The sequence below is a fragment of the Floridaenema fluviatile BLCC-F154 genome (assembly GCF_041929135.1).
GTDB lineage: Bacteria > Cyanobacteriota > Cyanobacteriia > Cyanobacteriales > Aerosakkonemataceae > Floridanema > Floridanema fluviatile.
The window spans coordinates 1-24,065 of the sequence record NZ_JBHFNS010000072.1 but is presented as its reverse complement, the minus strand read 5'-3'; the positions used below and the strand labels follow the sequence as shown (position 1 = coordinate 24,065).

Below are 24,065 nucleotides of genomic sequence, written 5' to 3'. Positions count from 1 at the left end.
TAATAGGTAATCATGTTGTCAATTTGTTCAGCTTATTTGGCCTCAAATTGTTTACTGGAAAATGCGATCGTCCCGACTAATTTAGCTAAATCTCCTAATGTTGAGGTAGAGCAGTATTTCTGTCGAGGCAAGCGAGATTATTTCAATTATAAATTAAGCAGTGCTTTGACAAATTTCTATCACGCTTTACGTCGCGATCCTCACTATGGCAATATTTATTTCTTCCGAGGAAACAGCTATGTGTTATTAGGGGATTTACCAAATGCGATCGCTAATTTTAATTTTCTTTTGCGCTTAAAACCTGATTTCTCTAATGCTCATTTAGTTTATGCTAATCGAGGAAGTGCTTATGCCCGATCGGGTAATTACCGGGCAGCTATTGCTGATTATACTCAATCAATTAAACTGAATGGTTCTACACCTTTAGTGCGGGAAAATAGAGGATTTGCTTATTATTTTTCAGGTTCTCCCCAAGCGGCGATCGCTGATTTTCAAGCCGAGGGGAGATTATTTAGATTTAAATTTCCTCAAATGATGGAGTTAATTGAAGCAGTTCGGCATCAAGACGAAAGTAAAATAAAAACTATTTGGCCGATCGTTGCTCCGAATAGGGGACAAGAAATGAAAGGTTGTTAAATTCAAGGAATTCTAGATGGTGTGAGTGGCATTTGTGAATAATACTAATAAGATAACTTGAAACCCAGCCACAAATTCTTTATGGTGGAACTTCCCAATACTTTAGAAGAAGCGATCGCCCAAGCTAAACAAGCTACCCTAGCCGCGATCGCAGATGGACAAACTAGAGTCCAAGTGGAAATGATATTTCCCGAAATCGCTTTGCAAGCGCAGTCGATCGCCCTGGAATTTCTCCCAGTGTTCGACAATCTCCCAACTTTCCAGCCAAGTGAAGACGCAGAAGCAAAAACTCGTCCCCAAGTGAAAGTATTTTTCCCAGATGCAGGTGCAGCGGCATTGGCGCGACGCGACTGGGGAAAAGACATTCCCTACAAATTAGAAGATATTGGTTTAGGTAGATTGCCAATTCAAGACAAAATTGCCGATGAAGATGATGTTTTTCTACTAGTCGATCCCAGTTCTGTGGAAGTGGGAGAAGTGGAGAAAATTTGCCATGCAGCTGGCGATCGACCTGTAGTTTTACTCAACCCACACTTAGAAGATGCGGGTACCGTAGGAATTGGTTACGCCGCCCGTCAACTACGCGAACGTTTATTTAGTACCCTGTTTTCCTGTTACTATGTTCGACCATTACAAGGCGCAGCAATTTTCCGTTGTTACCCTGGTTTATGGCAAATTTGGTTAGAAGCTAATGGTGGATATCAATTGTTAGTGGAATTACCAAGAAAACCTGTTGGTGAAGAAATCGATCAAATTTTAATGTCAGCAATTCAACCGACAAATGGTAATTCTGACGATGCACCAAAACCGAGAAAACCTGGAATTTTTGCCAGTATGCAACGCTTTTTACGTGCCTTAAACAATTAATTAACTAGGGTGGAAAATTTTCCACCCTAACAAAATCAGCTAAACTAATGAAAAGTCTGTTGTCAACACTTCAGTGTTTCACAAGTTTAACTTGAGATGTATTCGTACAATTTATCAGTCATCCGAATTGGTGTTACATCCAAATGAATATTCATCACAGTGTAATCTTCACTGCCAAACGCACTGGTAAAATATCCCCAGCTATCCGTTCCTTTACTAAACTTAAATTCAAAACCTAATTCCGGTTTTTCATCTTCGGAAATACTGGTAAATGCTAAACCAATTGCTTCTTTTTGCTCATTATCAATCAAATTAAACATCAAATCTGCGACAGCGGAATTTGCCAAAATATCAGGATACAATTTCTGATGGCTAAAATGAGGTTGATAACTGGGATTGTTCGGTTCTACTTTTATTCCGGCTAATTTTAATGGATGAGGTATCACTTCTTGAGTTTGCAAATTAAATTTGTCACCCCGATCCAAATAGGTTAATTTCACATTTTTAATGTTAAAGTCTTTAATGCTTGGGTTAGTAGTGGCGGCGGAAAAATCCATTACTAAAGCACCTTTGTAACCAATCACTTCGGCAATGTTGTCTTTGACTACTACAGCGGTATTTTCATCTACACCTATTCCTAATCTATAACCTTTCTTTTGCATGGCTACTAAAGAACGGGCAAATCTTCCGCGAACAAAGAAATGCTGATCGATGAAGATATCATTGCCGATAAAGCCTAGTCCTTGATCTATTTCTTTACCTTCGGCTACACCATATTTCAAAACGCTTAATACATTGCCTGCGTTACGAAACATTGTATCACTCATAATTGCTGCACCTGCACTAGTTCCAGCAATTACACCACCTTTTTTATAGATTTTCCAAATAGTATCTAATAAAGGTGTTTTTTCCCCTGTTTCGGTATAAAGCGCCTGAGTGATTCTTTCTTGGGAACCTCCTGTAAAGTAAACTCCTTTACATTCTTCTACTTTTTGAATTAAAGCGGAATCTTTAACAGCTTGCTGGTAATCCATATCGATATTTTCCACAGCTACGGGAACAAAAATTGGCTCAGCACCGTATTTTTTCAATGCTTCTACTGAGTAGTTACCGCTTTTAATTGGGTTGCCGCTAGCCGTTGGTAAAACAGCTATTTTAGCGCCTTCTCCTCCGGCTAATTCAATGATTTTCTGAAAAACTTCGGCATTGTCGTAACGGAGATTACCGCCAGCAATTACTAATGAAGGTGGTGAAGATAATTTCATAGTTGTTGCTGTTTTTTGAGGATTTGCTAAACTAAGAGGAATTACTCTAATTAGTATGGCGATCGCTAAAAGAACAAATACCAACCATGACCGCTGATTCATTTTCCTTAATTTTCCATTCCCAAGTAGATTGAACACCCAGTTTTGAGAGATTGTACCATAACTTATTGATTAAGTTAAAATTTTCTAACTTTTTTATATTAATTTAAAAATGAACTCAAAAATTTCCTCATCGCCTCAGATCTCACCTTGGCTTTATTGGTCACTTTTCCCAATTCATCGAATCTTTCTCAGTTTGTACTTTGGTAAAATTATCATTGAGGGAGAGTCATATTTACCAGAATTTGGCCCAGTAGTGATTGCCCCGAAACATTATAGTCGCTGGGACCCATTATTGATTAGTTTACTCAGTAGAGAACCGCTGTTTTTCATGACAAATGCTAATCAATTTGCAGGAATTCAAGGTTGGTTGATTGAAAGATTGGGAGCTTTTCCGGTTGATTTAAATCATCCTACTGTATCTAGTATGCGTAATGCAATTGAGTTATTACAAGGGGGGAAAAAATTGGTGTTATTTCCTGAAGGGGGGATTGTGCGCGATCGAATTTTGCGATCGCTCAAACCCGGATTAGCTAGACTTGTTTTACAAGCCGAAGCCAAGTTACCTCAACCCGCCTCAATTCCGATTATTCCCATCACCTTAAAATATCAACCAACTGCCAACTTTTTAGCCGATGTATTCATCAACATCCAGCCGCCAATTTATAGTCAAGACTACCGTCAAGAAAATGACAAACAAACAGCCATTGTCTTAACCGAAGCCTTAGAAACTGCTTTAATCGAAGGGTTAAAAAGGGGGTGAAACTTTATCCCCCTTAATTCGGAAGAGAACTGGGCAAAGGTCTCTAGAACTAATTAAAACAGCATTTTGTTAACTCCAGTTTAACTCGCTGTTAGTTTGTGAAATAATTAAACCTTTTGGTGAAATTTCCCAGAGATGAATTTTTTGGCGTAACCTTCTTCCTAGAAGCTTTGTATTTCTGCATTTGCTAATTGTGGATTCTTTGCCAAATAAGTTATTGCAAAACCAAGATCAAGATCTGAAACGGGATTTTCAGGTAGTCAACCGAGCATTGCGCGTCTTAAGTGCTTGTACTCAGGCGGTGATTCGCGCAACTGATGAAATGACGTTGTTACAAACGCTGTGTCAACTGATTACCGAAGAAGCGGCATATCGGATGGCATGGGTGGGATATGTGTGTCACGACGAGGGGAAAACAGTTCAACCAGTTGCTTGGGCAGGTTATGAAGCCGAATACTTAAAGGATGTTAACATTACCTGGGCGGATACGGAACGGGGACAGGGACCAACGGGGAGAGCAATTCGATCGCACCAACCCATCGCCTGCCAAAATATGCTCAAAGATCCTAGCTTTGCACCTTGGCGAGAAGCAGCACAGCAACGAGGCTACCAATCCTCACTAGTTTTACCTTTGTTTAATGAAGACAAAGTTTTTGCTACTTTGAATATTTACTCGGTTGAGGCTGATGCTTTTAATCAAAGAGAATTAGCACTACTCATAGAACTAGCCGATAGCTTGAGTTTTGGGATTTTAGCATTGCGAGCCAAGCAAAAACAGCAGCAAGCAGAAGCAGCATTGCGCCTGTCGGAAGAGAAATTTTCCAAAGCCTTTTATAGCAGTCCAGTTGCCAACTGTATCATTACTTTGGAGAATGGACTGATTTTAGATGTAAATCATGGGTTTGAGTGGGTGTTTGGCTACGATCGAGAAGAAGCGATCGGACATACCACACTAGAGTTGCAAATGTGGCAAGATTTAGCCGATCGCCAAGCCATGCTTCAGCAATTACAAACTCAAGGCAATCTCAGAGACTATGAAGCTAAGTTGCAAAAACATCACGGAGAAAAATTTCTCTGTCTGATTTCGGCTGAAACGATCGAAGTTGGAGAAAATATTTGTATTCTGGCTGCCATTGAAGATATTACCGAACGCAGACAGGCAGAGTTGACAACTTTGCAGCTGAATGAAGAACTGGAACAGCGGGTAGAAGAACGCACCGCTGCCTTGCGTAAAAGCGAACAGCGTTACCGTGCGCTAATGGATGGCGCTTGTGATGCGATTTTGGTGGCAGATACCCAAGGCAATCTTCTGGAAGCTAACCAAAAAGCCTTGGAAATGTTGGGTTACACCGAGGTGGAACTGCTTCAGCTTCATGCCTCAAAGTTGCATCCACCGCAGGATGTAGACAAGGCAATGCAGGCATTTGCAGGCATGGCAAAACGGGAAACCGATCGCTGTTTAGACGTGCTGGTAGTTCGCAAAGACGGACGTTGCTTTCCTGCCGAGATTACAGGTACCTCGATCGATCTGGGAGATGAAACAGTCCTTTGGGGTAATTTTCGGGACATCACAGAGCGCAAACAAGCGCAAGCCGCTTTACAAAGAAGCCAAGAATTTCTCCGCTTGATTACTGATTCTCTCCCCGTTTGTATTGTCTATCTTGATACCGAGCAACGCTACCAATTTGTCAATCATACTTACGAAGTTTGGTTTAACCGAAATCGGGAAGAGATTTTGGGCAAGCCAATGGGCGAAATTATAGATCCTCAAGTTTACGCAACGATTCAGGGATATCTCGATCGCGCCCTAGCAGGTGAAACCGTCACCTACGAACAACTATTCGGGCAAGAGGGAATAACTCAGAACTGTTTCCAGATTAGCATTCTACCGGATTGGAACCATGACCGACAGGTGCAAGGTTGCTTTGTGATGCTCGTAGATATTACGAATAAGAAACTGGTAGAGCAAGAGTTAAAGCGATCGAATCAAGAATTAGAACAGTTTGCTTATGTTGCTTCCCATGATTTGCAGGAACCGTTGCGGGCGGTGACAGGTTATACTCAACTATTGATGAGCGAGTATGGCGATCACTTTGATGAAACAGCCCAATCTTACGCTGAATTTATCACTGACGGGACAAAAAGAATGCAACTCCTGATTCAGGATTTGTTGACTTACTCGCGAGTCGGCACAAGGGGTAAAGAGTTTGCGCTCACAGATTGTAATAGTGTGGTGAAAGAGGCGTTGCGAAATTTGCAGGTTGCGATCGAAGAAAGTCATGCGGAAATTATAGTTGAGCCATTGCCTAGCCTTAAGCTCGATCGAAGTCAACTAGTGCAACTATTTCAAAACCTAATTAGTAATAGCATCAAGTTTTGCGAACAGGAACATCCCCGGATTCAGATTCGGGCAATCCAAAGGCAAACAGACTTCCTGTTCCAAGTAGAAGATAATGGAATTGGCATCAAACCGCAATACCTAGAGCGAATTTTTGAAGTTTTCAAACGACTTCATACTAGGCGCGAGTACTCCGGTACAGGCATCGGTTTAGCGATTTGCAAAAAAATTGTATTGCGACATGGAGGGCAAATTTGGGCAGAATCTACACCTAATCTTGGCACCACTTTCTGTTTTACAATTCCCGATCGACATTATGAATAGTAGCCCAAGTTATCGTCCAATTGAAATCTTGCTCGTTGAAGACTCTCCCAGCGATGCAAATTTGACAATTCGAGAATTTAGCCGAGCCAAAATTGCCAATAATTTACATTGGGTAGAAAATGGAGAGGAAGCAATGGATTATCTCCGTAGTCAGGGAGAATTTGCTAATGTACTGCGCCCTGATTTAATTTTGCTAGATCTCAACTTACCCGGTATGGATGGTAGAGAAGTATTAGCAGAAGTAAAAGCGGATGCGGATTTAAAGCGAATTCCCGTGGTAATCTTAACTACCTCAACTGATGAGGAAGATGTGTTACGCTCTTATAACTTGAATGCCAATTGTTATGTGACAAAACCGATTGATATTCATCAATTTATTCATGTGATTCAATTAATTAATGAATTTTGGTTAGCGGCTGTGAAATTGCCAGGAGAATAAATATCAAATTCAATCATACAGGTGACTTTTTATGAACCAAAGATCCCTGAAGACTTTGTTGGTAGAAGATAGTCCAACCGATGCTCAGTTATTTAATCATGTATTTATTCGAGCCGCAACGGGGGATTGGAAATTGGTTCATGTAGAAAGATTGAGTGAAGCGATCGCCCTTTGTCAAACTCAATCTTTTGATGTCGCATTATTAGATTTACGCTTACCTGATTCTGAAGGATTAGATACAGTATCTCAGTTTAATCAAGCGGTTCCTGATGTGCCAATCATTATTCTAACTGTGTTTGATGATGAAGAATTAGCGATTCAAGCAATGGCACAGGGAGCACAGGATTATTTGGTAAAAGATCAGGTAACAACGCAACTTCTCCGGCGAAGTATTCGTTATACAATAGAGCGATCGCAAATCCTCCAACAACTGAGAAATAGCGAACGCGCCACCTTAGAAGCACTGGATAAAGAACGAGAAATCAACCAATTGAAATCTTATTTCGTATCAATGGTTTCCCATGAATTTCGCAATCCTTTGACTGTATTACAAGGTATATGTGAATTACTTATTAATTTTGGTAATAGCCTAACAACGCAGAAAAAAGAGCTTTATTCCCAACAATTGAAGACAACGATTAAGCAAATGTGTCAGCTTCTAGATGAAGTAATTATCTTAGCCAAAGCAGACACCAATAATTTCCAACTTGAATTAACAACTCTAAATTTAAAAGTATTTTGTGACGAATTAATTACCTCAATTCAATTTAGTGACGATCAGAATCATTCCATAGTTTTGAATTATCAATTGCCTGATGATTCTTTAGAAATGGATGATAACCTCTTGCGGCATATTCTCATAAATTTGATTTCAAATGCACTGAAGTATTCTCCTTCTGCCAGTGAAGTTCGGCTTGAAGTTAGCGATTTTAATGGTATGGTGAGATTTAGGATTAGCGATCGGGGAATCGGCATTCCTGAAAGCGAACAAAATCGATTATTCACAGCTTTTAATCGTTGTAGCAATGTGGGAAAAATTCCGGGAACTGGGTTGGGATTAGCGATCGTTAAACGTTGCGTTGATTTGTATAAAGGAGAAATTCAAATAGAAAGCAAAGTTGGTATCGGTACAAAAGTTACAGTACTTTTACCAATCCAGCAATAATTAATTCGTTGTTAGGCGATCGTCATTTTTTTGAACCACGAAGACGCGAAGGACACGAAGGTAAGAAAAAGAGAAAAGCCATTTCACAATTTATCTTAAAACTAAGATAGCAATCTCCAATGAATTGCAAAAACTCCTCTTCTTCTCTTTCTTCGTGTCCTTCGTGCCTTCGTGGTTCAAAAAAACCTCTTTCCTCAATTAAACTGGATCTCTATATGCAACTAAGCTGCATCCGCAAATTTAATTTTCAGATAATCCTCTTCCATTTTTGCCCCAGAAGGTTGCAAAGCTGCTAAAGCTTGAGGTAACACCAAATTGCGCCGATGATTACCAATGCGGATATTTAACTCATCTCCAGTTTTACTTAATTGAACTTGGTCTTTAGCAATTCCCGGCAAGTACAATTCTAAAGTATATTGATTGCGATCTTGCACAACTTTCACCGTTGTTTCTTGGTAATAAACCTGAGTTGGGTCTTCATCTTTATACAACGTATCTTTCAATCTTTCCAAAGCTGCTAAACCGCACATTTCCTCCGAAAATAGCGGAACTTCCTTCACGGGTAAAGGATGGAAATTTTCGTGGATTTCTTGACGATACTGTTGCTGATTATCTTTCCACTTTTGGAAGAATGGATCTTGAATTTCACCGGGAAGAATGCGATTAGCAACGATTAAATCAGTCGAAACATTGTACAAACTTAAGTAAGCATGAGCACGTAAGGATTCCTTAATCACCATTTTTTCGGGATTTGTGACTAAGCGTACAGAAGTTTGACTATTATCAACTAAGATTTTTTCTAGTGCTTCGATTTGCTGATAAAACTCGTAGGGCGCGTCCATTACTTCTTTATCAGGTAAAGAAAAGCCTGCGATCGGTCTAAAGATTGGCTCAACCAAAGGTCTGAGTGCAACCGAAATTCCCTGCAACGGTTTGTAAAAACGCCGCATATACCAGCCGCTAACTTCCGGTAAACTCAGCAAGCGCAGTGCTGTTCCAGTCGGTGCAGAATCAATAATTAAAACGTCGTACTCACCCTCATCATAATGGCGCTTCATTCTCACCAAACCAAAAATTTCATCCATCCCCGGTAAAATCGCCAACTCTTCCGCCTGCACTCCCTCCAAACCCCTCGCCTGTAAAACGTGAGTAATGTAACGTTTCACCGCACCCCAGTTTTGTTCCAACTCCACTAACGCATCCAGTTCCGCACCCCACAAATTTGGACGCACAGCTTTGGGTTCATGTCCCAATTCCATATCAAAGCTATCTGCTAGAGAGTGCGCCGGGTCAGTACTTAACACTAAAGTCCGATAACCCAGTTCCGCACAACGCAGTCCAGTAGCAGCGGCGACGGAGGTTTTTCCCACGCCTCCTTTTCCAGTCATGAGAATTAAACGCATGATTTTCTTCTATTGCCTGAGAATTGTTTACATTTATTTACTTTATCGATTATTTCGCGGAAATAGTTGTAATTGTAGGGTGCGTCAGAAGCGAAAACCCCGATCTCGTCGATTCGGATTTATGGTCTGACGCACCCTACTTTATTGAGTATTCCGCAAAAATAGGTGTTGTTTGAGGACATCTAACCGCGAACAGTTCCAATAGTCGATATGAGAAACAATTAAATCATCAGAGTTCAGCTTTAATTCACTCCAGCCAGAAATGCTAATCCGAGGTTTCCAAGGTAAAGGAGTATTCCAGCTTAACGTCCAACGAGTTTCGATTAAATCTCCCTTACGGCTAATCTCATGTAAATCAAGCTGTGGTTGAGTAAACCATTTGCGGATAAAGTCGATCGTTTGCTGATATCGCTTGATACCGCGAAATTGATTCATCGGATCTCGAAAGTAAACGTCTTCCGCATAAATACTGTAAGTTTGGTCTAAGGGAAATTTTTGATAGTCTTGGCGCAAAATTTCGAGAATGTCCATTGCAGTGTAGGTTCTTCTAAGTATTATTACTCAATTTGTAAATTAGCCGTGAAATTACTGGATATCACCCGGTCAAATCGGAAATATTTGTTAATAATTGGAATAATAACTAGTTTCTATGTCTATATCAAAATCAAGAGGTTCCTGTGGCTCTATATGCAGAATTACACCGTCACTTAGGCGGATCGGTTGTCCCCCGTGTTCTCTGGCGCTATTTTCAGCGCAGCGATGCTGATTTAGCAGGTCGCTTTCCTGAGTATGCTGAGTTTGAGGAGTTTTACACTAAACCTCGGAATACTCTAGATGAGTATTTGGAACTGCATACTATGGTTGAAGGTGTGCAAACTAGCCAAACTTTACCATACTTTATTTATCGGCTGATTCGGGGCGCTTATATTTTTGAAAATTTGGCTTATTTAGAATTACGTTATACTCCTTTTTTGCGAACTTCTGACAAACTCAGTCAAACGGAAAGAATCGATCGCATGGCTGAAATTGTCGATATTGTGGGTATTGCTAGTCAGGTGAAGGAGTACCCGATCGTTACCAGTCAAATTTTGTGTATGCACTCGCGACTTCCTTATGAAGTGAATAAGGCGATCGTTGATTTAGCGGCTCAAAAACGGCAATATGTTTGTGCGATCGATCTCGCTGGTGGTGATGCTCATTATGCCGATCGCTTAGACGAGTTTATTGAATTATACGCCTATGCGCGATCGCTCGGTTTAAACACCACTGGACACCTTTACGAAACAACAGAAGGTTGTTATCCAGAACTTTTACCTTATTTAATGCGAATCGGACATGGCATTCAAATTCCCTTACAATATCCCGAACTTCTCGGTGAATTAGCAAGTTCTGGTGCTTGTTTGGAAGTTTGTCCCACTACTTACTTAAAAACTGGCAACTTGCAAGATATTCGCCAACTCAAAGTAGTTTTCGATCGCTGTTTCGCCGCAGGTGTAGACATTGCCATTTGCACCGATAACGCTGGTTTACATAATGTTCGTTTACCCTTTGAATATGAGAACCTGCTAACCTACGACATCATCGGTTTTGAGGAATTGCAAGCTTGTCAAAATGCTGCTTTTCGTCATGCCTTTGCTTGGCCTTACGAACAGCCACCAGCCCTATTATTAAATGGACTGTTTCAAACCGCAACCCCCGATTTGGCAGATGTTGATTTACCAGAACTAGAATTAGTTCATCTCCAAGAAACCAGACACTAATGCTAGGAAAAATCAATCTGAAAAATAGAATTCTGAAACTCAGTTGGGGAAATTTTCCGAGCTTTTGTTTCTAGAATTCTTTTTTTGAGAAAGTCTGGTTCGTTGTGAGGACTTTAGTCCTTTGATTTTTGGAATGCACGACTAAAGTCGCTACTACGAACAAATTGATTTTAGGCTCCTTGATTTATTGCCATTTCGATTTGTTTAAACTCGACTTCTAAACGCTTTTTCAACTTTTCAGGAACCGGACGATTCGGGTATGATGCGTAGTGTGAACCCAAAGCATTTAATGCCGTTCTCATGGTAGTGAAAGAGCGGAGATTTTGCAAAGAGCTATCCCGCCAGTAAAGTGCAGCAAAATCAGTGATTTTTTTCTTAGCTTCAGCTTGTGTTGCTGCTTTGTTTGGTGCATCATCTGGTAGTTCGATCGCATTTCGCAAACTAGTCACCACATCCAAGGTATCTTGACTATATTTACCACTCAAACCTGATGGTGTCGAACAACCTACCAAACCAATTGTGACAACTAAAACTAGAGCAAGCAGACGGGACAAATAACGCTTCATAAGCTTCTTTCAGATACGATCGGCCATGCTTCATCCTATCCTGAAATGACTACTTTGGCTGAAAATTTTCCCATTTATCCCACTACGTAGTTGGGCTTTAGCCCTCTTATTCCCAATGGATAAGAGGGCTAAAGCCCAACTACGTAAAATTTTGCCTTCTACTGGTAAAAAATTAACCGAAGCGTCCACTTACATATTCGCGAGTAGATTCTTCTTTGGGACTTTGGAAAATTAATTCCGTATTGTCATACTCTACTAAATAACCTGTGCGTCCACCTTTTTCGGAAAGTTGCACGTTGAAAAATGCTGTGCGATCGGAAACCCGTGATGCTTGCTGCATATTGTGGGTAACAATAATAATAGTATATTGTTGTTTTAATTCATGGAGCAAATCTTCCACCCGCAGAGTTGAAATCGGGTCTAGCGCCGAGCAAGGTTCATCCATTAAAATAACTTCTGGTTGCACTGCGATCGCCCGAGCAATACACAAGCGTTGTTGTTGACCACCAGATAAAGATAACCCACTTTGTCTTAGTTTATCTTTAACTTCATCCCATAAAGCTGCACCTCTGAGCGATCGTTCCACCAACTCATCCATATCACCTTTATAACGGTTTAAACGTGGTCCAAAAGCAATATTGTCATAAATTGATTTCGGGAAAGGATTAGCTTTTTGAAACACCATTCCAATCCGACGACGCACTTCTACCGGATCGATATTGCTATCATAAAGATTCCTGCCATTGTAACTGATAGCTCCTTCTAATCGGAAACTGTCAATTAAATCATTCAGTCGATTAAAACAACGAAGCAAAGTACTTTTACCACAACCAGAAGGGCCAATAAAAGCCGTAATCTGATTTCTGGGAATATCCATTATCACATCTCGCACAGCTAAGAAACTGCCATAATAAATATTCGCGTTACGCACTTGGAAAACAGTGTCAGTAGATTTAACTGTTTCGGAATTGGTTTTAGGATTAGAGCGCATATACACCTGTTTTTTTGGGGAAAATTCGTAAAATACTATTTTTTGCTGAAGCTAGATTAATTTACTCTGCACTTTTCCTGTTTCAGCAATGAATAATTATTTTTCAACCATGCTTCTGGTCTACTCGTCAGCCAAGAAGCTAAAATCACAATGCAGAGTATTCTTGGTAAGTTAATTACCTATGTTCACTGAAATTTCCGAGTTGACTCACCTATATCTTACGATAGATTACCGACACCAAGATATTAATATAATGATACAGGTGAAGAGCTTAATTATTGTAATTTTCGATCGATTTCCTCCTAGCTATCCTTGCCTAACCTGTAAAAGGAATCCTTAAGCCTTCCGACTAGTAACATAGCGAGTAATGATACTAGTGATTAATACCAACAACACCAGAATTAAAGAAGCTGCCCAAGCTAATTCTTGCTGATTTTGGAAAGGTACGATCGCAAAATTATATACTAACACCGCCAAAGAAGCAGTTGGTTGTAAAAACGCATCTGGCGGCCAAAATTGCGGCCAAAATTGCGAAAACAAAGCCGTAAACAGCAAAGGCGCAGTTTCTCCAGCCGCCCGAGCCACACCTAAAGTAGTTCCCGTCACAATCGCCGGAACCGCAGCAGGTAACACCACACCCCAAACCATTTGAAACTTCGTTGCCCCCAAACCTAAAGCAGCTTGGCGTACATCTTTCGGCACCAACTGTAAAGCTTCATCGGTAGTGCGGACAATAATCGGCAACATTAACACCGCCAAAGCAATACCACCTGCAATCGGAGAATAAGAACCCCATCCCAAAGCAGTAAAAGTTAAAACCACCGCAGCGTAAGCAAACACCCCAGCAATAATCGAAGGCACACCGCTAAGAATATTAGTCGAAAATCTCACCCAACGGGAAATTTTTCCGCCACTAAACTCCGTCAAATAAATTGATGCCATTACACCAAAAGGAACGCTAATCAGCGCCGCAATTCCCACCATAATAATAGTGCCCAGAATCGCATTCCCAAAACCTCCCCCTTCGACCATTGGTGGCGGAGGCAATTCTATAAACACACTAGGACTAATGCTTGTTATACCTTGGAAAGTCACATAAATTAGGACAGCAAACAAAGGTATAACAGCCATAGCAGCCAGAATAAATGCCACCCCAGTCATAATATTATTAAACAAAGTCCGGGGGGAAAAATTGGCACGTAGTAAACCACTGCTATCAAAAGAAGAGTTCTGTTCTGGATAACTCGGAGCCATAATTTCAATCTCTAAATTTGCGGCAATTCCTTCAGTAGTCTTGACTAACTTAATCTGTGATTAATCAGCAATTATCAAAACTAAATTCGCTTCACTCTTTGGACAATTAAATCAGCCAAAATATTGACGAGCAAAGTCAAAATAAACAACACTAAAGCTGCATACATTAAAGCCGAAACTTGCAACCCGCTAGCTTCAGCAAACTGACTTGCCAACAGCGAAGCAATAGTATTTCCTGGCGCTAATAAAGAACTATTAATCGTATTAGCATTACCAATCAACATGGTAATTGCCATTGTTTCCCCCATCGCCCGACCCAACGCCAACATCACGCCCCCAACAATACCAGAAATTGCCGCAGGAATCAGCACTTGTAAAATCGTTTCCCATCTCGTAGCACCTAAACCCAAAGATGCTTGACGTAAATCAGGAGGCAAAGAATTTAAAGCATCGCGAGAGATAGCAGTAATGATGGGTAAAACCATAATTGCTAGCACTAAAGACGCAGGTAAAATACCAGGTCCAGTTAAAGGAGTGCTAAACAAAGGAAACCAACCAAACCAACTATATAACCACGCACCTAGAGTACTTCTTAGCAAGGGAATCACCACAAAAATCCCCCAAATCCCATAAACTACACTAGGAATTGCGGCTAGTAGTTCGACCAAAAATACTAAAATTGTCCGAACTTTCAGTGGCAAAAAATTCTCGCTCAAAATTACGGCTGTACCTACTCCAACAGGCACAGCTATGAGCAAAGCAATAAAAGATGTCACCAGAGTTCCGTAGATTTGAGGTAATACCCCAAATTGATTTGTCACTGGGTTCCAAGCACTTTGAAAAATGAATCCTAATCCAAAAGCTTGTATTGCTGGAAAAGCATCTTTAGCTACCTGAAATGCTATCCACAGCAATAAAACTGCAATTCCTAAAGCAAATAAACGAGTTAACCAAATAAACCCGCTATCTAACCTTTTATCCAAGACTGTAGGTGGTTGGAAAATATTGGAATTTTCCTTTACTCCTGTGCTACTCATGATTGCTCTGAAAAAAGTTGGTGAAAGAAAAGAGGAAATGAGAGGGCGAACTTAAATTAATCCAGCATTTTTTAAATGCTACTAGCTAAGATTTGACTTAAATCCTAGTAGTACACATTAATTGCCATTAACTATGGAGTAGTAGGAGTTGCAGCTGGAGTGGTGGTAGTAGCATCTGGAGTTACTGCGCCCGGAGTTGCTGCATCTGGACTAGCAGCAGTTGTATCAGGAGTTCCAGCCGGAGGAGCAACCGCAATGTTAAAGTCTGGGCTAATTCCTTGAGCAACGGTAGCTACTCTATAAGCAACTTTCGGAGGTAAGGGAATATAACCTAACTGAGGAGCGATTTTTTGTCCTTCAGTCAAAGCGTATTCAACCATTGCTTCCATTGTTTTAGCTTTAGCTGCATCATCATATTTCGGATAAACTAGCAACCAGCTATAACTAACGATTGGGTAAGATTCTGCTCCTTCTGGGTCAGCAATGAAAGCTCGTAGGTTTTCGGGTAATTCTACTGCGTCTAAAGCGTTAGAAGCGGTTTGGTCGTTGTAAGTAACGAAATTGCCTGCTTTATTTTGTAGGGCGGCATAAGTGATGTTATTTTGTTTAGCGTAACCATATTCGATGTAACCAATCGAGCCTTCGGTTTGGGTGATTTGAGCAGTTACACCTTCGTTGCCTTTAGCACCAACACCTGTGGGCCAAGCTACGGTTTTACCTTCACCCACTTTTGATTGCCAAGTGGGACTTGCCGCACTCAAATGTTTGGTGAATACGCCTGTTGTACCGCTACCATCTGCTCGGTAAACTACGGTGATGGGTAAGTTAGGCAGGTTTACGCCAGGGTTAGCTGCGGCAATTTTGGGGTCATTCCAAGTTTTGATATTCCCCAAAAAGATATCTACATAAACGTCTCTGGGTAGTTTTAAGCCTGTTTCTACGCCAGGTATTTTGTAGGCTAGGACGATGCCACCTGCTGTGACTGGGAGCATGAGTGCGCCGCCTTGAACTTTTGCCAGTTCTTCGTCGGTCATGGCGACATCGCTCGCGCCAAAGTCTACGGTACGGTTAATAAATTGTTGGACACCTGCACCGCTACCGACTGATTGGTAGTTGATTCTTGCTTTGGGATTGATTTGATTGAAATCGGCAAACCAGCGTTGATACAGGGGGGCGGGAAAAGATGCGCCTGCACCAGAGAGGAGTACATTCTGCTCTAAGTTCAGTCTGGAAGTTGCGGGGGTTCCTGGTGCTACTGCTGGGCTAGCGCCGGGAGCAGTGGTTTCCGTAGCTTGAGGTGTGGTTTGTGAGGGGCCACAAGCACCTAAGCCAATGGTCAGAGCTACTCCAGAAATGGCAGCAGCTAGAGCTTTGGGATTGGTGAGAGTAAGACGTAGAATCATCTGGATAAATTTTTAGCTTTTTTTGTTAAAAACCCTTTGCAGCATAGCTCTTTATGGTAAAGATAAGGTTAACATGAAAGATTCCTCCGTTTGGGTGAGGAAAAAGTAAAACAGGTTGCTACTCGCTAAGTTGTGAGATGATATTCATGGGATAAACTGACTTTTTAGTAGAGGGTTAAGTGTGAGAGAAACGCTGTTATTAAGTTTGAATAATTCTGTTGTGGATGGGGATGCTCTAAATGTTGAGCATGAGCAATCTTTGGGAGAATGGTTAGAAAAGCTGGCAGAGGAAATTATTGCTGGGAAACGGCTGAGTCGGGATGAAGCGATCGCACTCACCAATATTGAAGGTGAAGAAAACATTTTGTTATTGTGTGCTGCTGCTGACAAAGTGCGTCAAGCTTGCTGCGGTAATACGGTAGATTTATGCAGCATCGTTAATATAAAATCGGGGAATTGTTCGGAAAATTGCGGTTTTTGCTCTCAATCTGTTCACCATCCAGGTAACGATTCACCTGTGTACGGTTTGAAGTCGAAAGAAGAAATTTTAGCGCAAGCAAAAGCAGCTGAAGCGGCAGGTGCTAAGAGATTTTGTTTAGTTAGTCAGGGAAGAGGTATTAAGTATAACAGCCCGAAGTCAACAGAGTTTGAAAATATATTAGAAACGGTGCGGCAAATTATTGCTGAAACTAACATTAAACCTTGCTGTGCTTTGGGAGAAGTTACCGCAGAACAAGCCGAAGCTTTGAAAGATGCAGGTGTAACTCGCTACAACCATAATTTAGAAGCATCAGAAAACTTTTACTCTCAAATTGTCACTACTCACACTTGGCAAGATAGAGTGGAAACGGTAAAAAACCTGAAAGCAGCGGGAATTCAAGCTTGCACGGGTGGCATTATTGGCATGGGTGAAAGTTGGTCAGATAGAGTAGATTTGGCTTTGGCTTTGCGGGAATTACAAGTGGAGTCGGTACCAATTAATTTGTTAAATCCGAGACAGGGAACACCGTTAGGCGATCGCACTAAACTAGATTATATAGAAGCATTAAAGGCGATCGCCATCTTCCGCCTAATTCTACCAGAACAAATCCTCCGTTACGCAGGTGGCAGAGAAGCAGTCATGGGAGAACTGCAAGCAATGGGATTAAAAGCCGGAATTAATGCCATGTTAATTGGACATTATTTAACCACGATCGGACAACCCCCAGAACAAGACCACGCCATGCTAGAAAAACTGGGACTCCAAGGTGGTGAAGCACCAATTCCCCAAAATTCATAGTTGAAAATTAGCTTAATGAACTATCATCAACTACCCATTACCTGTTACCCATTACCTATTACCAATAGTTGTGTTTTCTCCCACTGAACTTTTGTGGGCCTTCATTGGTTTATTGCTTACCATTGGTGGCACATTTTTAGAAGCATCTGTAACTGATTTACCTTGGCACTGGAGCGAGTCGGGAATTCCGATTCACTCTTTAGGAGTCACTTATCAAATTGGTGCAGTGTTATTAGTAGGTTGTCTTGGGGGCAAAAATGCAGGTGCGCTTTCCCAAATTGCTTATTTAGCTTTGGGTTTAACTTGGTTGCCTGTATTTGCTCAAGGGGGAGGTATTGCCTATCTAAAACTGCCGAGTTTTGGATATCTATTAGGATTTATTCCCGGTGCTTGGCTTTGTGGTTATTTAGCATTTCGCCAACCACCGAAATTAGAATTTTTAGCTTTTAGCTGCCTTTGTGGTTTGCTGGTAATTCATTTAGTAGGTATCACTTATTTAGTTGGCAGTCATTACCTAACCTTGGCAAGTACAGACACAATTTATCCCATAGTTCCAGCTATTCAAAAGTACTCTTTAGACCCTATTCCCGGACAATTGGCTTTGGTTTGTGCAGCTACGTTGTTAGCTTTTATCCTTAGACGTATCATGTTTTACTAGTTATTGGTCATTCGTCATTTGTCAGCTTGGATTTTTCCTAGTAAATAATAGGTGAAGTTGATTAGTTAAAATGGAGCTTTGATGATTCAATTAAACTCAAATAAAGAATGACCAATGACCAATAACTAATAACTAATAACTAATAACCAATGATTAAAAATCGTTTCTTTTGGATTGTTGCCTTCATTTGTATTGTTTTAGACCAAATTACTAAATATTGGGTACTACAAAACTTTCAATTAGGCGAAAGTTGGCCTTTGTGGTCGGGAGTTTTTCATCTTACTTATGTGAGAAATACGGGTGCGGCTTTTAGCTTGTTTAGTGAGGATGGTAGGTGGTTACGTTGGCTATCTTTGCTAGTAAGTTTAGCTTTGATGGCTATGGCTTGGTTTGGTCCGCGTTTATCTATGTGGGAACAATTGGGTTATGGTTTTATTTTGGGGGGTGCTGTTGGCAATGGAATCGATCGATTTATTTTCGGTTATGTGGTGGATTTTTTCGATTTTCGGTTAATTCGTTTCCCGGTTTTTAATGTGGCAGATGTATGTATTAATGTGGGAATTGCTTGCCTTTTTATTTCCATATTTCGTAAATCTCACCCTATTGATGGGCAGGGGGGCAGAGGGGCAGAGGGGCAGAGGGGCAGAGGGGAATAGTTTTGTTGTTAATTGAACTGAAGTTCATCGCAACTTAAGAGACAGATAAATGCAAATATTACAACTAATTTTTTGATAGCAACAAATCCTCTGTTACGTTTATTTTCCTGCTCCTTTGCTCCCCTGCTGCCTTAATTTGGGTCATGATAAAAAGTAGGGGAGATGGTAACTTTATTCTCTGAATGTCGTCAAAATCCTTTGGTGATGTGGAAAAAGTTTCTTTCTCGTCCCCTTGTTCCCTTGTCAGTCTTAGTTAAGAGTATTTCATCGAAGACGATATGACTCCTCCTCATCCCCAAAAACCTCGTCCGACTATTATGGGTGCTATTACCCAAGCAGTGCAGACGGTACAAGCGAAGGTGAATTTTTCTCAGTTAGCATTGAAACCGAATGCTAGGGTACCGGAATTGCGAGTTCAGGATGCTGATGCAGATCAAGCTGAGGTTTATCCGCTGTTGGGCGATCGCTATAAACTAGGTCGTAGTTCTAAATCTTGCGATATTGTGATCCGTAATCCGGTAGTTAGTCAAATTCATTTGTCTTTGACTCGCACTGGACGCAGACAGAAAACTTTTGTGATTAAAGATGAAAATTCGACTAATGGAATTTATCGTGGTCGAAAGCGAGTTTCATCGAGAAAATTACGTCATGGTGATATTTTAACTTTAGGGCCAAGGGAATTAGCTGGTGGGGTAAAAATTCAATATTACGATCCGCCAAATTGGTATGAAAAAGCGATAAGTTGGGGTATTTATGGCATTACTGGGTTAACTGCACTTTTGGTAATTGCAGTGTTGTTGGAGTGGCAAAAATTCTCGGTTCATCCTTTACCTAATGCTACCAGAGGGCCAGTAATTGTTTATGCCAGTGATGAAACGCCTTTGCGAAATCCACGCAATAGTGCTCATATTGAATTTAAGAGATTAACTGATTTTTCGCCTTATTTACCGAAGGCGGTAGTTGCTTCGGAAGATAAGCGGTATTACTGGCATTTGGGAGTCGATCCGATCGGGATTGCTAGAGCAAGTTTTATTATTAGTAAAGGTGGCGATCGCCAAGGTGGTAGTACAATTACCCAACAGGTAGCTCGCAGTTTATTCCGCGATTATGTAGGTTCGGCGGATTCTTTGGGGCGGAAGTTGCGGGAAGCAATTGTGGCTTTAAAGTTAGAAACTTTTTACAGTAAAGATGCGATTTTATTAACTTACTTGAATCGGGTATTTTTGGGCGGGGATAGTTACGGTTTTGAAGATGCTGCTCAATATTATTTTGCTAAGTCAGCGCGAGATTTAACTTTAGCAGAAGCGGCGACTTTGGTGAGTAATTTACCTGCGCCAAATAACTTTAATCCTTGTGGTGATAGTCAGGCGAGGGAAAGAGCAATTACTTTGCGAAATGGGGTGATTGCGCGGATGTTGCAGCAAGGTAAAATTACGGTGGAGGAGGCGAATAAAGCAAGGCGATCGCCTTTAGAAGTTAGTCCGAAAGTTTGTCAGGAACAAGCTAGTACAATCTCTCCTTATTTCTATAGTTATGTGTTTCAGGAATTAGAGTTTTTGTTGGGGGAAGAACTAGCTAGGGAAGGGAATTTTATCATTGAAACTAATTTGAATTTGCGAATGCAAGCTAAGGCGGAATCTGCTTTGCGAAGTGCTGTTAATAATGCTGGTGCTAATAGTCGGTTTTCTCAGGGGGCGATCGTTACTCTTGATTCTAGTACTGGGGCTATTTTAACAATGGTCGGGGGATTAGATTACAAACAAAGTCAATTTAATCGGGTAACTCAAGCACATCGTCAAGCAGCATCAACTTTTAAAGTTTTTGCTTATGCAGCAGCATTAGAAAAAGGAATTTCGCCGAATAAATCTTATTCTTGTGCGCCTTTAGTTTGGCGACAACGTTATCCAGGTTGTGAACGTACTGGCGGCGGAAGTTCTAATATGTACAATGGAATGGCGCAGTCGGAAAATGCGATCGCTTTAAGAGTGGCGCGAGATGTGGGTTTAGAAAATGTGGTGCTTATGGCACAAAAAATGGGGATTCAATCTAAACTTAATCCGGTTCCTGGGTTAGCTTTAGGACAAAGTGAAGTTTATCCTTTAGAAATGACTGGTGCTTTTGGGGCGATCGCTAATAGAGGTGTTTGGAATCGTCCTCATGCGATCGTTCGGATTCGTGATAGTAGTTTTTGTCGTGATATCAACAATATAGAAACTTGTCCCGAAATCTATTCTTTCGATCCTGATAAAAATGCCAATTCCCAAAGAGTTTTGCGCCGAGAAGTTGCCTCTCAAATGAATACTTTATTGCGCGGAGTGGTACAATTTGGTACTGGAAGAAATGCCTCTTTAGGTTTAGGTGAAGAAGCAGGAAAAACAGGTACTAACAGCGATAACCGAGATTTGTGGTTTATTGGTTATGTTCCGAGTCAAAAGTTAGTTACTGGCGTTTGGTTGGGAAATGATAATAATTCACCAACAAGAGGAAGTAGTGCTCAAGCAGCTTTACTTTGGGGAAACTATATGCGAGAAATCATCAGATAAGTTTGTGTTACTTAAATTTATCAGCCCAAAATTTCCGGGAATAATGGGCTATTTCTTGATGCCCTGACAGGGGAGAATTGGAGTTAACATTCATCAGTTGCAATAGAAATAATAATCATAAATCATTTCTATCTTATCTGACAAAATCAATAAACTGTCAGGGTATAATCCCGGATTTTCTAGTAGCTTTACGCTACCTTTATTTAGGTTTTACGAAGTTACAAAATTTTAACGATAACCTCGCCAAGGACTGACTTGCAACACACCTTTAGGAGTAAACACAACCTTAAAATAGGCAACTGGTTGTTGATTTACAGCAGGAGAATCGATCGGAACATTAGCAGCACCCATATTAGGAAGAGGAGTTTGATTTACATATTCCTGTGCTGATTGGTTACGAGGTTCATAGTTTACCACGGTTCCATCTGGGCGCATTGCCACCCGAAAAACTAACTGTTCAGGAAACTTAGTAACTTCGGTTCTCCGTTGTTGAATTTGCCGATAAAGGTTACGATTCAAAATTCTTAGAGAAGGTGTATCAACAATTTCATTATTCCTGTCTACAGTTGCTGTTGTAATTGTCGGAGTTTGTGTTCCTAAAGTAGAGGGAGTAGTAGGAGGTAAAGTAGTCGCAGGAGTTTGCAAACCTACACTTGATTCAGTTGGAGGAATGGTAGGTACAGGTGCCGGAGTTAGTTGTACGGCAGTCGAGTCTGTTGGTGCGGTGAGAGGTGCAGGAGTTGGTTGTACGGCAGTCGAGTCTGTTGGTGTGGTGAGAGGTGCAGGAGTTGGTTGTACGGCAGTCGAGTCTGTTGCGGGTGTAGTTGGTGTGGACAGAGGTGCGGGAGTAGTAACAGGGGAAGTTTGCGATCCTAAATTAGAAGTAGTAGGTGGAACTTCTGTGGTTAAAGGTGTTGCGGGAGGGTTGGAAGTTACAGGTGTGGTGGTTTGGACTCCTAAATTAGATTGAGTAGATTGAGGAGTTGTAGTTGTAGTTGTGGGAGGTAAAGGAGTGGGTTGAAAGGGAGCAGTTTGTCCGGGAATAGTAGAATTGGGGGAGACAGCACCAGAATTACTTTCTGGTAAAGGTTCTCTAGGTCTTTGTACTTCCGGGATGGGGGCAAAGAAGAGAGCGATCGCCGCCAATGCTAAACTAGACAAACCTAAAGCCGCTGGTGCAGCTTGTTTCACCAAATCTTCATCTGTTTTGGCAAAGCGTTTTTCTACTGGTGCTAACTGCAACTTTAAACTGGGCAAAGTTTGGCTATCAGCAAAAAATTGATCTACCGCTTCCACTAAATCAAATAATTGTACCGTCGATAAATCAACTTCAATAGGAGTTGTTTGAACTGGCGGTGCAGTGACACTGGGAGAAAAAACATTTAAATTGTGTGGTTGAACAATTAACCGATGTATATTTTGCCCATTGCGGCGCAATTCTACTAAAGGTACATGACCATTGTCTAAATGTTGATGGGGTACGCCACTTAAAATTGTTTGAGCGTAGTTGCTAACTGCTGTTACCAAACTTTCAAAAAAGTCTCTTCCGCCACTTAATGAAGGCCCTGTATAACCTGCCAAACGACATTCGGCATTGACTAAAATTGACAAAATGGGGCGGATTTCTTGAGTAATACCACCAGTGGTTTCACTCAAACCTTCTAGGATTATGGTGCAATTGGGCAAGCTGTACTGTCGTTTGATTGTCATTTCTCGGTTATTAGTTACTAGTTACCAGTTGTTAATTGTTACTCATTTGGTAATGAGTTGATTTGTGGTTAAATTTCCCCATCGAATAGACTAGTCCAAAAGCGTTGGATTCCCGAAGTACCTGTACAAAAAAGCAACTGTCCTAATAGGGCGATCGCTAATTCATTCAACTTTTCATCTGAACTATAGGCTATCACTCCAGAGCGTCGGGAGTTCATCCGGCTGCGAAAATGTTTACGAAAGCGTTCCAAAAAATAAGAAAGTCGAAAATGATGTTCTACGGACAATTGTTTTTCAGACAATTGTTGATATGCCAGTAACAACTGTCGGATTAAAACTGTCATGCGCCTTGCTAAGTTACAGGCAATCAAAACCAGTGCCTTCGCTTCGACTACAGTCAGAGAGTGACGTTGACTGTAACGCCGCATTGGGTTAGTACAGCGCAATCGCCACAATGTTACCCGATTTTTAATTATTCCTTGCAATTCTAGCTCTTTAGCCACGCTGAGGATCGCTTCTGAGCCACCAATATCTAAGGCTTCTATTGTCAGTAAAATCAGGTCTATTTGCTGCCGAGAGCGCCGGGGAAACTCCCGTTCCTCAAAATTAGCGGGAACGGGTAAGCTTTCCAATATTAAAGGTGTTGGTTGAGCAGTAGGAGTATCTAAATACATTAGGTTTGCTGTAATTGGGATTCTAACCGTCTGGGTCAGAGACGTAATTAATAGCAAAACTATTCTAGAGAAGATCGCACACTGTTGTAGAAAGTTTTGAGTTTTGAGTTAGGGAGAGTTTTGAGTTATTTTATTGCCCCCTGCCCCTCTGCCCCCCTGCCCCCCTGCCCCCCTGCCCCTCTGCCCCCCTGCCCCTCTGCCTAAATTTAGCGATCGCTTCCCTCAAATTTCATTA

The 24,065-nt window shown here is 41.2% G+C and carries 21 protein-coding genes; 11 read left to right on the top strand and 10 right to left on the bottom strand.

Annotated elements, in window-relative coordinates; translation table 11 throughout:
- Positions 1-12 precede the first annotated feature (12 nt).
- Positions 13-636 carry a tetratricopeptide repeat protein gene (locus ACE1B6_RS19115; protein ID WP_413258849.1) on the top strand — a complete coding sequence of 208 codons (624 nt, stop codon included), beginning with the start codon at positions 13-15 and terminating at the stop codon, positions 634-636.
- An 81-nt stretch (positions 637-717) separates the two neighbouring features.
- Positions 718-1,503 (top strand): DUF1995 family protein, encoded by a 786-nt coding sequence (locus ACE1B6_RS19110; RefSeq protein ID WP_413258848.1) that lies wholly within the window; start codon positions 718-720, stop codon positions 1,501-1,503.
- 86 nt (positions 1,504-1,589) lie between these two features.
- Here the strand turns inward: ACE1B6_RS19110 and ACE1B6_RS19105 are convergent, their stop codons facing one another.
- Positions 1,590-2,870: a cyanophycinase gene (locus tag ACE1B6_RS19105; protein WP_413258847.1), complete on the bottom strand. Its 1,281-nt coding sequence runs from the start codon at positions 2,868-2,870 to the stop codon at positions 1,590-1,592.
- Positions 2,871-2,979: 109 nt separating this feature from the next.
- Here ACE1B6_RS19105 and ACE1B6_RS19100 point away from each other — a divergent pair, with 109 nt between their 5' ends.
- The 4 genes from ACE1B6_RS19100 to ACE1B6_RS19085 all read left to right on the top strand — a co-directional run bounded on the left by ACE1B6_RS19100 (position 2,980) and on the right by ACE1B6_RS19085 (position 7,896).
- Positions 2,980-3,630, top strand: coding sequence for a lysophospholipid acyltransferase family protein (locus ACE1B6_RS19100; RefSeq protein ID WP_413258846.1), 651 nt, complete (start codon positions 2,980-2,982; stop codon positions 3,628-3,630).
- Positions 3,631-3,832: 202 nt separating this feature from the next.
- Complete coding sequence (locus tag ACE1B6_RS19095; protein WP_413258845.1) at positions 3,833-6,292, top strand: GAF domain-containing sensor histidine kinase; 2,460 nt, start codon at positions 3,833-3,835, stop codon at positions 6,290-6,292.
- A complete protein-coding gene (locus tag ACE1B6_RS19090; protein WP_413258844.1) occupies positions 6,285-6,731 on the top strand; it encodes a response regulator in 447 nt (148 codons plus the stop codon). Before ACE1B6_RS19095 ends, ACE1B6_RS19090 begins: the two co-directional genes overlap by 8 nt.
- 31 nt (positions 6,732-6,762) lie before the next feature.
- Positions 6,763-7,896: a hybrid sensor histidine kinase/response regulator gene (locus ACE1B6_RS19085; protein ID WP_413258843.1), complete on the top strand. Its 1,134-nt coding sequence runs from the start codon at positions 6,763-6,765 to the stop codon at positions 7,894-7,896.
- Between the two features lie 221 nt (positions 7,897-8,117).
- Here ACE1B6_RS19085 and ACE1B6_RS19080 read toward each other — a convergent pair whose 3' ends face one another.
- Positions 8,118-9,299, bottom strand: a complete 1,182-nt coding sequence (locus tag ACE1B6_RS19080) for a TRC40/GET3/ArsA family transport-energizing ATPase (RefSeq protein ID WP_413258842.1) — start codon at positions 9,297-9,299, stop codon at positions 8,118-8,120.
- A 141-nt stretch (positions 9,300-9,440) separates the two neighbouring features.
- Positions 9,441-9,830, bottom strand: coding sequence for a DUF2358 domain-containing protein (locus tag ACE1B6_RS19075; protein WP_413258841.1), 390 nt, complete (start codon positions 9,828-9,830; stop codon positions 9,441-9,443).
- A 146-nt stretch (positions 9,831-9,976) separates the two neighbouring features.
- Here ACE1B6_RS19075 and ACE1B6_RS19070 point away from each other — a divergent pair, with 146 nt between their 5' ends.
- Positions 9,977-11,059 carry an adenosine deaminase gene (locus ACE1B6_RS19070; RefSeq protein ID WP_413258840.1) on the top strand — a complete coding sequence of 361 codons (1,083 nt, stop codon included), beginning with the start codon at positions 9,977-9,979 and terminating at the stop codon, positions 11,057-11,059.
- 170 nt (positions 11,060-11,229) lie between these two features.
- On the opposite strand, the gene psb27 is transcribed toward ACE1B6_RS19070, so the two are convergent.
- From psb27 to pstS, 5 genes are all read right to left on the bottom strand, one after another.
- Positions 11,230-11,625, bottom strand: a complete 396-nt coding sequence (psb27, locus tag ACE1B6_RS19065; protein WP_413258839.1) for a photosystem II protein Psb27 — start codon at positions 11,623-11,625, stop codon at positions 11,230-11,232.
- A 172-nt stretch (positions 11,626-11,797) separates the two neighbouring features.
- Positions 11,798-12,616 (bottom strand): phosphate ABC transporter ATP-binding protein PstB, encoded by an 819-nt coding sequence (gene pstB, locus ACE1B6_RS19060; protein ID WP_413258838.1) that lies wholly within the window; start codon positions 12,614-12,616, stop codon positions 11,798-11,800.
- 336 nt (positions 12,617-12,952) lie between these two features.
- Positions 12,953-13,870, bottom strand: coding sequence for a phosphate ABC transporter permease PstA (gene pstA / locus ACE1B6_RS19055; protein WP_413258837.1), 918 nt, complete (start codon positions 13,868-13,870; stop codon positions 12,953-12,955).
- Between the two features lie 80 nt (positions 13,871-13,950).
- Positions 13,951-14,907: a phosphate ABC transporter permease subunit PstC gene (gene pstC / locus ACE1B6_RS19050; protein WP_413258836.1), complete on the bottom strand. Its 957-nt coding sequence runs from the start codon at positions 14,905-14,907 to the stop codon at positions 13,951-13,953.
- Between the two features lie 131 nt (positions 14,908-15,038).
- Complete coding sequence (gene pstS, locus ACE1B6_RS19045; protein WP_413258835.1) at positions 15,039-16,310, bottom strand: phosphate ABC transporter substrate-binding protein PstS; 1,272 nt, start codon at positions 16,308-16,310, stop codon at positions 15,039-15,041.
- Between the two features lie 220 nt (positions 16,311-16,530).
- On the opposite strand from pstS, the gene bioB reads away from it, so the two are divergent.
- From bioB to ACE1B6_RS19025, 4 genes are all read left to right on the top strand, one after another.
- Positions 16,531-17,589, top strand: a complete 1,059-nt coding sequence (gene bioB / locus ACE1B6_RS19040) for a biotin synthase BioB (RefSeq protein WP_413258854.1) — start codon at positions 16,531-16,533, stop codon at positions 17,587-17,589.
- A gap of 70 nt (positions 17,590-17,659) precedes the next feature.
- Complete coding sequence (locus ACE1B6_RS19035) at positions 17,660-18,247, top strand: biotin transporter BioY (RefSeq protein ID WP_413258834.1); 588 nt, start codon at positions 17,660-17,662, stop codon at positions 18,245-18,247.
- Between the two features lie 149 nt (positions 18,248-18,396).
- Positions 18,397-18,903, top strand: coding sequence for a signal peptidase II (gene lspA, locus ACE1B6_RS19030; protein WP_413258833.1), 507 nt, complete (start codon positions 18,397-18,399; stop codon positions 18,901-18,903).
- Positions 18,904-19,181: 278 nt separating this feature from the next.
- Positions 19,182-21,446: a transglycosylase domain-containing protein gene (locus ACE1B6_RS19025; RefSeq protein WP_413258832.1), complete on the top strand. Its 2,265-nt coding sequence runs from the start codon at positions 19,182-19,184 to the stop codon at positions 21,444-21,446.
- A gap of 228 nt (positions 21,447-21,674) precedes the next feature.
- Here the strand turns inward: ACE1B6_RS19025 and ACE1B6_RS19020 are convergent, their stop codons facing one another.
- Both ACE1B6_RS19020 and ACE1B6_RS19015 read right to left on the bottom strand, forming a co-directional pair.
- Entirely contained in the window at positions 21,675-23,156 is a 1,482-nt protein-coding gene (locus ACE1B6_RS19020) for a DUF4335 domain-containing protein (RefSeq protein WP_413258831.1), read from the bottom strand.
- A 68-nt stretch (positions 23,157-23,224) separates the two neighbouring features.
- Complete coding sequence (locus tag ACE1B6_RS19015; RefSeq protein WP_413258830.1) at positions 23,225-23,830, bottom strand: DUF3038 domain-containing protein; 606 nt, start codon at positions 23,828-23,830, stop codon at positions 23,225-23,227.
- Between the last annotated feature and the right edge of the window lie 235 nt (positions 23,831-24,065).

Excerpts from the sequence above, each read along its gene's own strand:
- ACE1B6_RS19115 (WP_413258849.1), top strand. The coding sequence starts at position 13 with ATGTTGTCAATTTGTTCAGCTTATTTGGCCTCAAATTGTTTACTGGAA.
- ACE1B6_RS19110 (WP_413258848.1), top strand. The coding sequence starts at position 718 with ATGGTGGAACTTCCCAATACTTTAGAAGAAGCGATCGCCCAAGCTAAA.
- ACE1B6_RS19105 (WP_413258847.1), bottom strand. The coding sequence starts at position 2,870 with ATGAATCAGCGGTCATGGTTGGTATTTGTTCTTTTAGCGATCGCCATA.
- ACE1B6_RS19100 (WP_413258846.1), top strand. The coding sequence starts at position 2,980 with ATGAACTCAAAAATTTCCTCATCGCCTCAGATCTCACCTTGGCTTTAT.
- ACE1B6_RS19090 (WP_413258844.1), top strand. The coding sequence starts at position 6,285 with ATGAATAGTAGCCCAAGTTATCGTCCAATTGAAATCTTGCTCGTTGAA.
- ACE1B6_RS19085 (WP_413258843.1), top strand. The coding sequence starts at position 6,763 with ATGAACCAAAGATCCCTGAAGACTTTGTTGGTAGAAGATAGTCCAACC.
- ACE1B6_RS19080 (WP_413258842.1), bottom strand. The coding sequence starts at position 9,299 with ATGCGTTTAATTCTCATGACTGGAAAAGGAGGCGTGGGAAAAACCTCC.
- ACE1B6_RS19075 (WP_413258841.1), bottom strand. The coding sequence starts at position 9,830 with ATGGACATTCTCGAAATTTTGCGCCAAGACTATCAAAAATTTCCCTTA.
- psb27 (WP_413258839.1), bottom strand. The coding sequence starts at position 11,625 with ATGAAGCGTTATTTGTCCCGTCTGCTTGCTCTAGTTTTAGTTGTCACA.
- pstB (WP_413258838.1), bottom strand. The coding sequence starts at position 12,616 with ATGCGCTCTAATCCTAAAACCAATTCCGAAACAGTTAAATCTACTGAC.
- pstA (WP_413258837.1), bottom strand. The coding sequence starts at position 13,870 with ATGGCTCCGAGTTATCCAGAACAGAACTCTTCTTTTGATAGCAGTGGT.
- pstC (WP_413258836.1), bottom strand. The coding sequence starts at position 14,907 with ATGAGTAGCACAGGAGTAAAGGAAAATTCCAATATTTTCCAACCACCT.
- pstS (WP_413258835.1), bottom strand. The coding sequence starts at position 16,310 with ATGATTCTACGTCTTACTCTCACCAATCCCAAAGCTCTAGCTGCTGCC.
- lspA (WP_413258833.1), top strand. The coding sequence starts at position 18,397 with ATGATTAAAAATCGTTTCTTTTGGATTGTTGCCTTCATTTGTATTGTT.
- ACE1B6_RS19025 (WP_413258832.1), top strand. The coding sequence starts at position 19,182 with ATGACTCCTCCTCATCCCCAAAAACCTCGTCCGACTATTATGGGTGCT.
- ACE1B6_RS19020 (WP_413258831.1), bottom strand. The coding sequence starts at position 23,156 with ATGACAATCAAACGACAGTACAGCTTGCCCAATTGCACCATAATCCTA.
- ACE1B6_RS19015 (WP_413258830.1), bottom strand. The coding sequence starts at position 23,830 with ATGTATTTAGATACTCCTACTGCTCAACCAACACCTTTAATATTGGAA.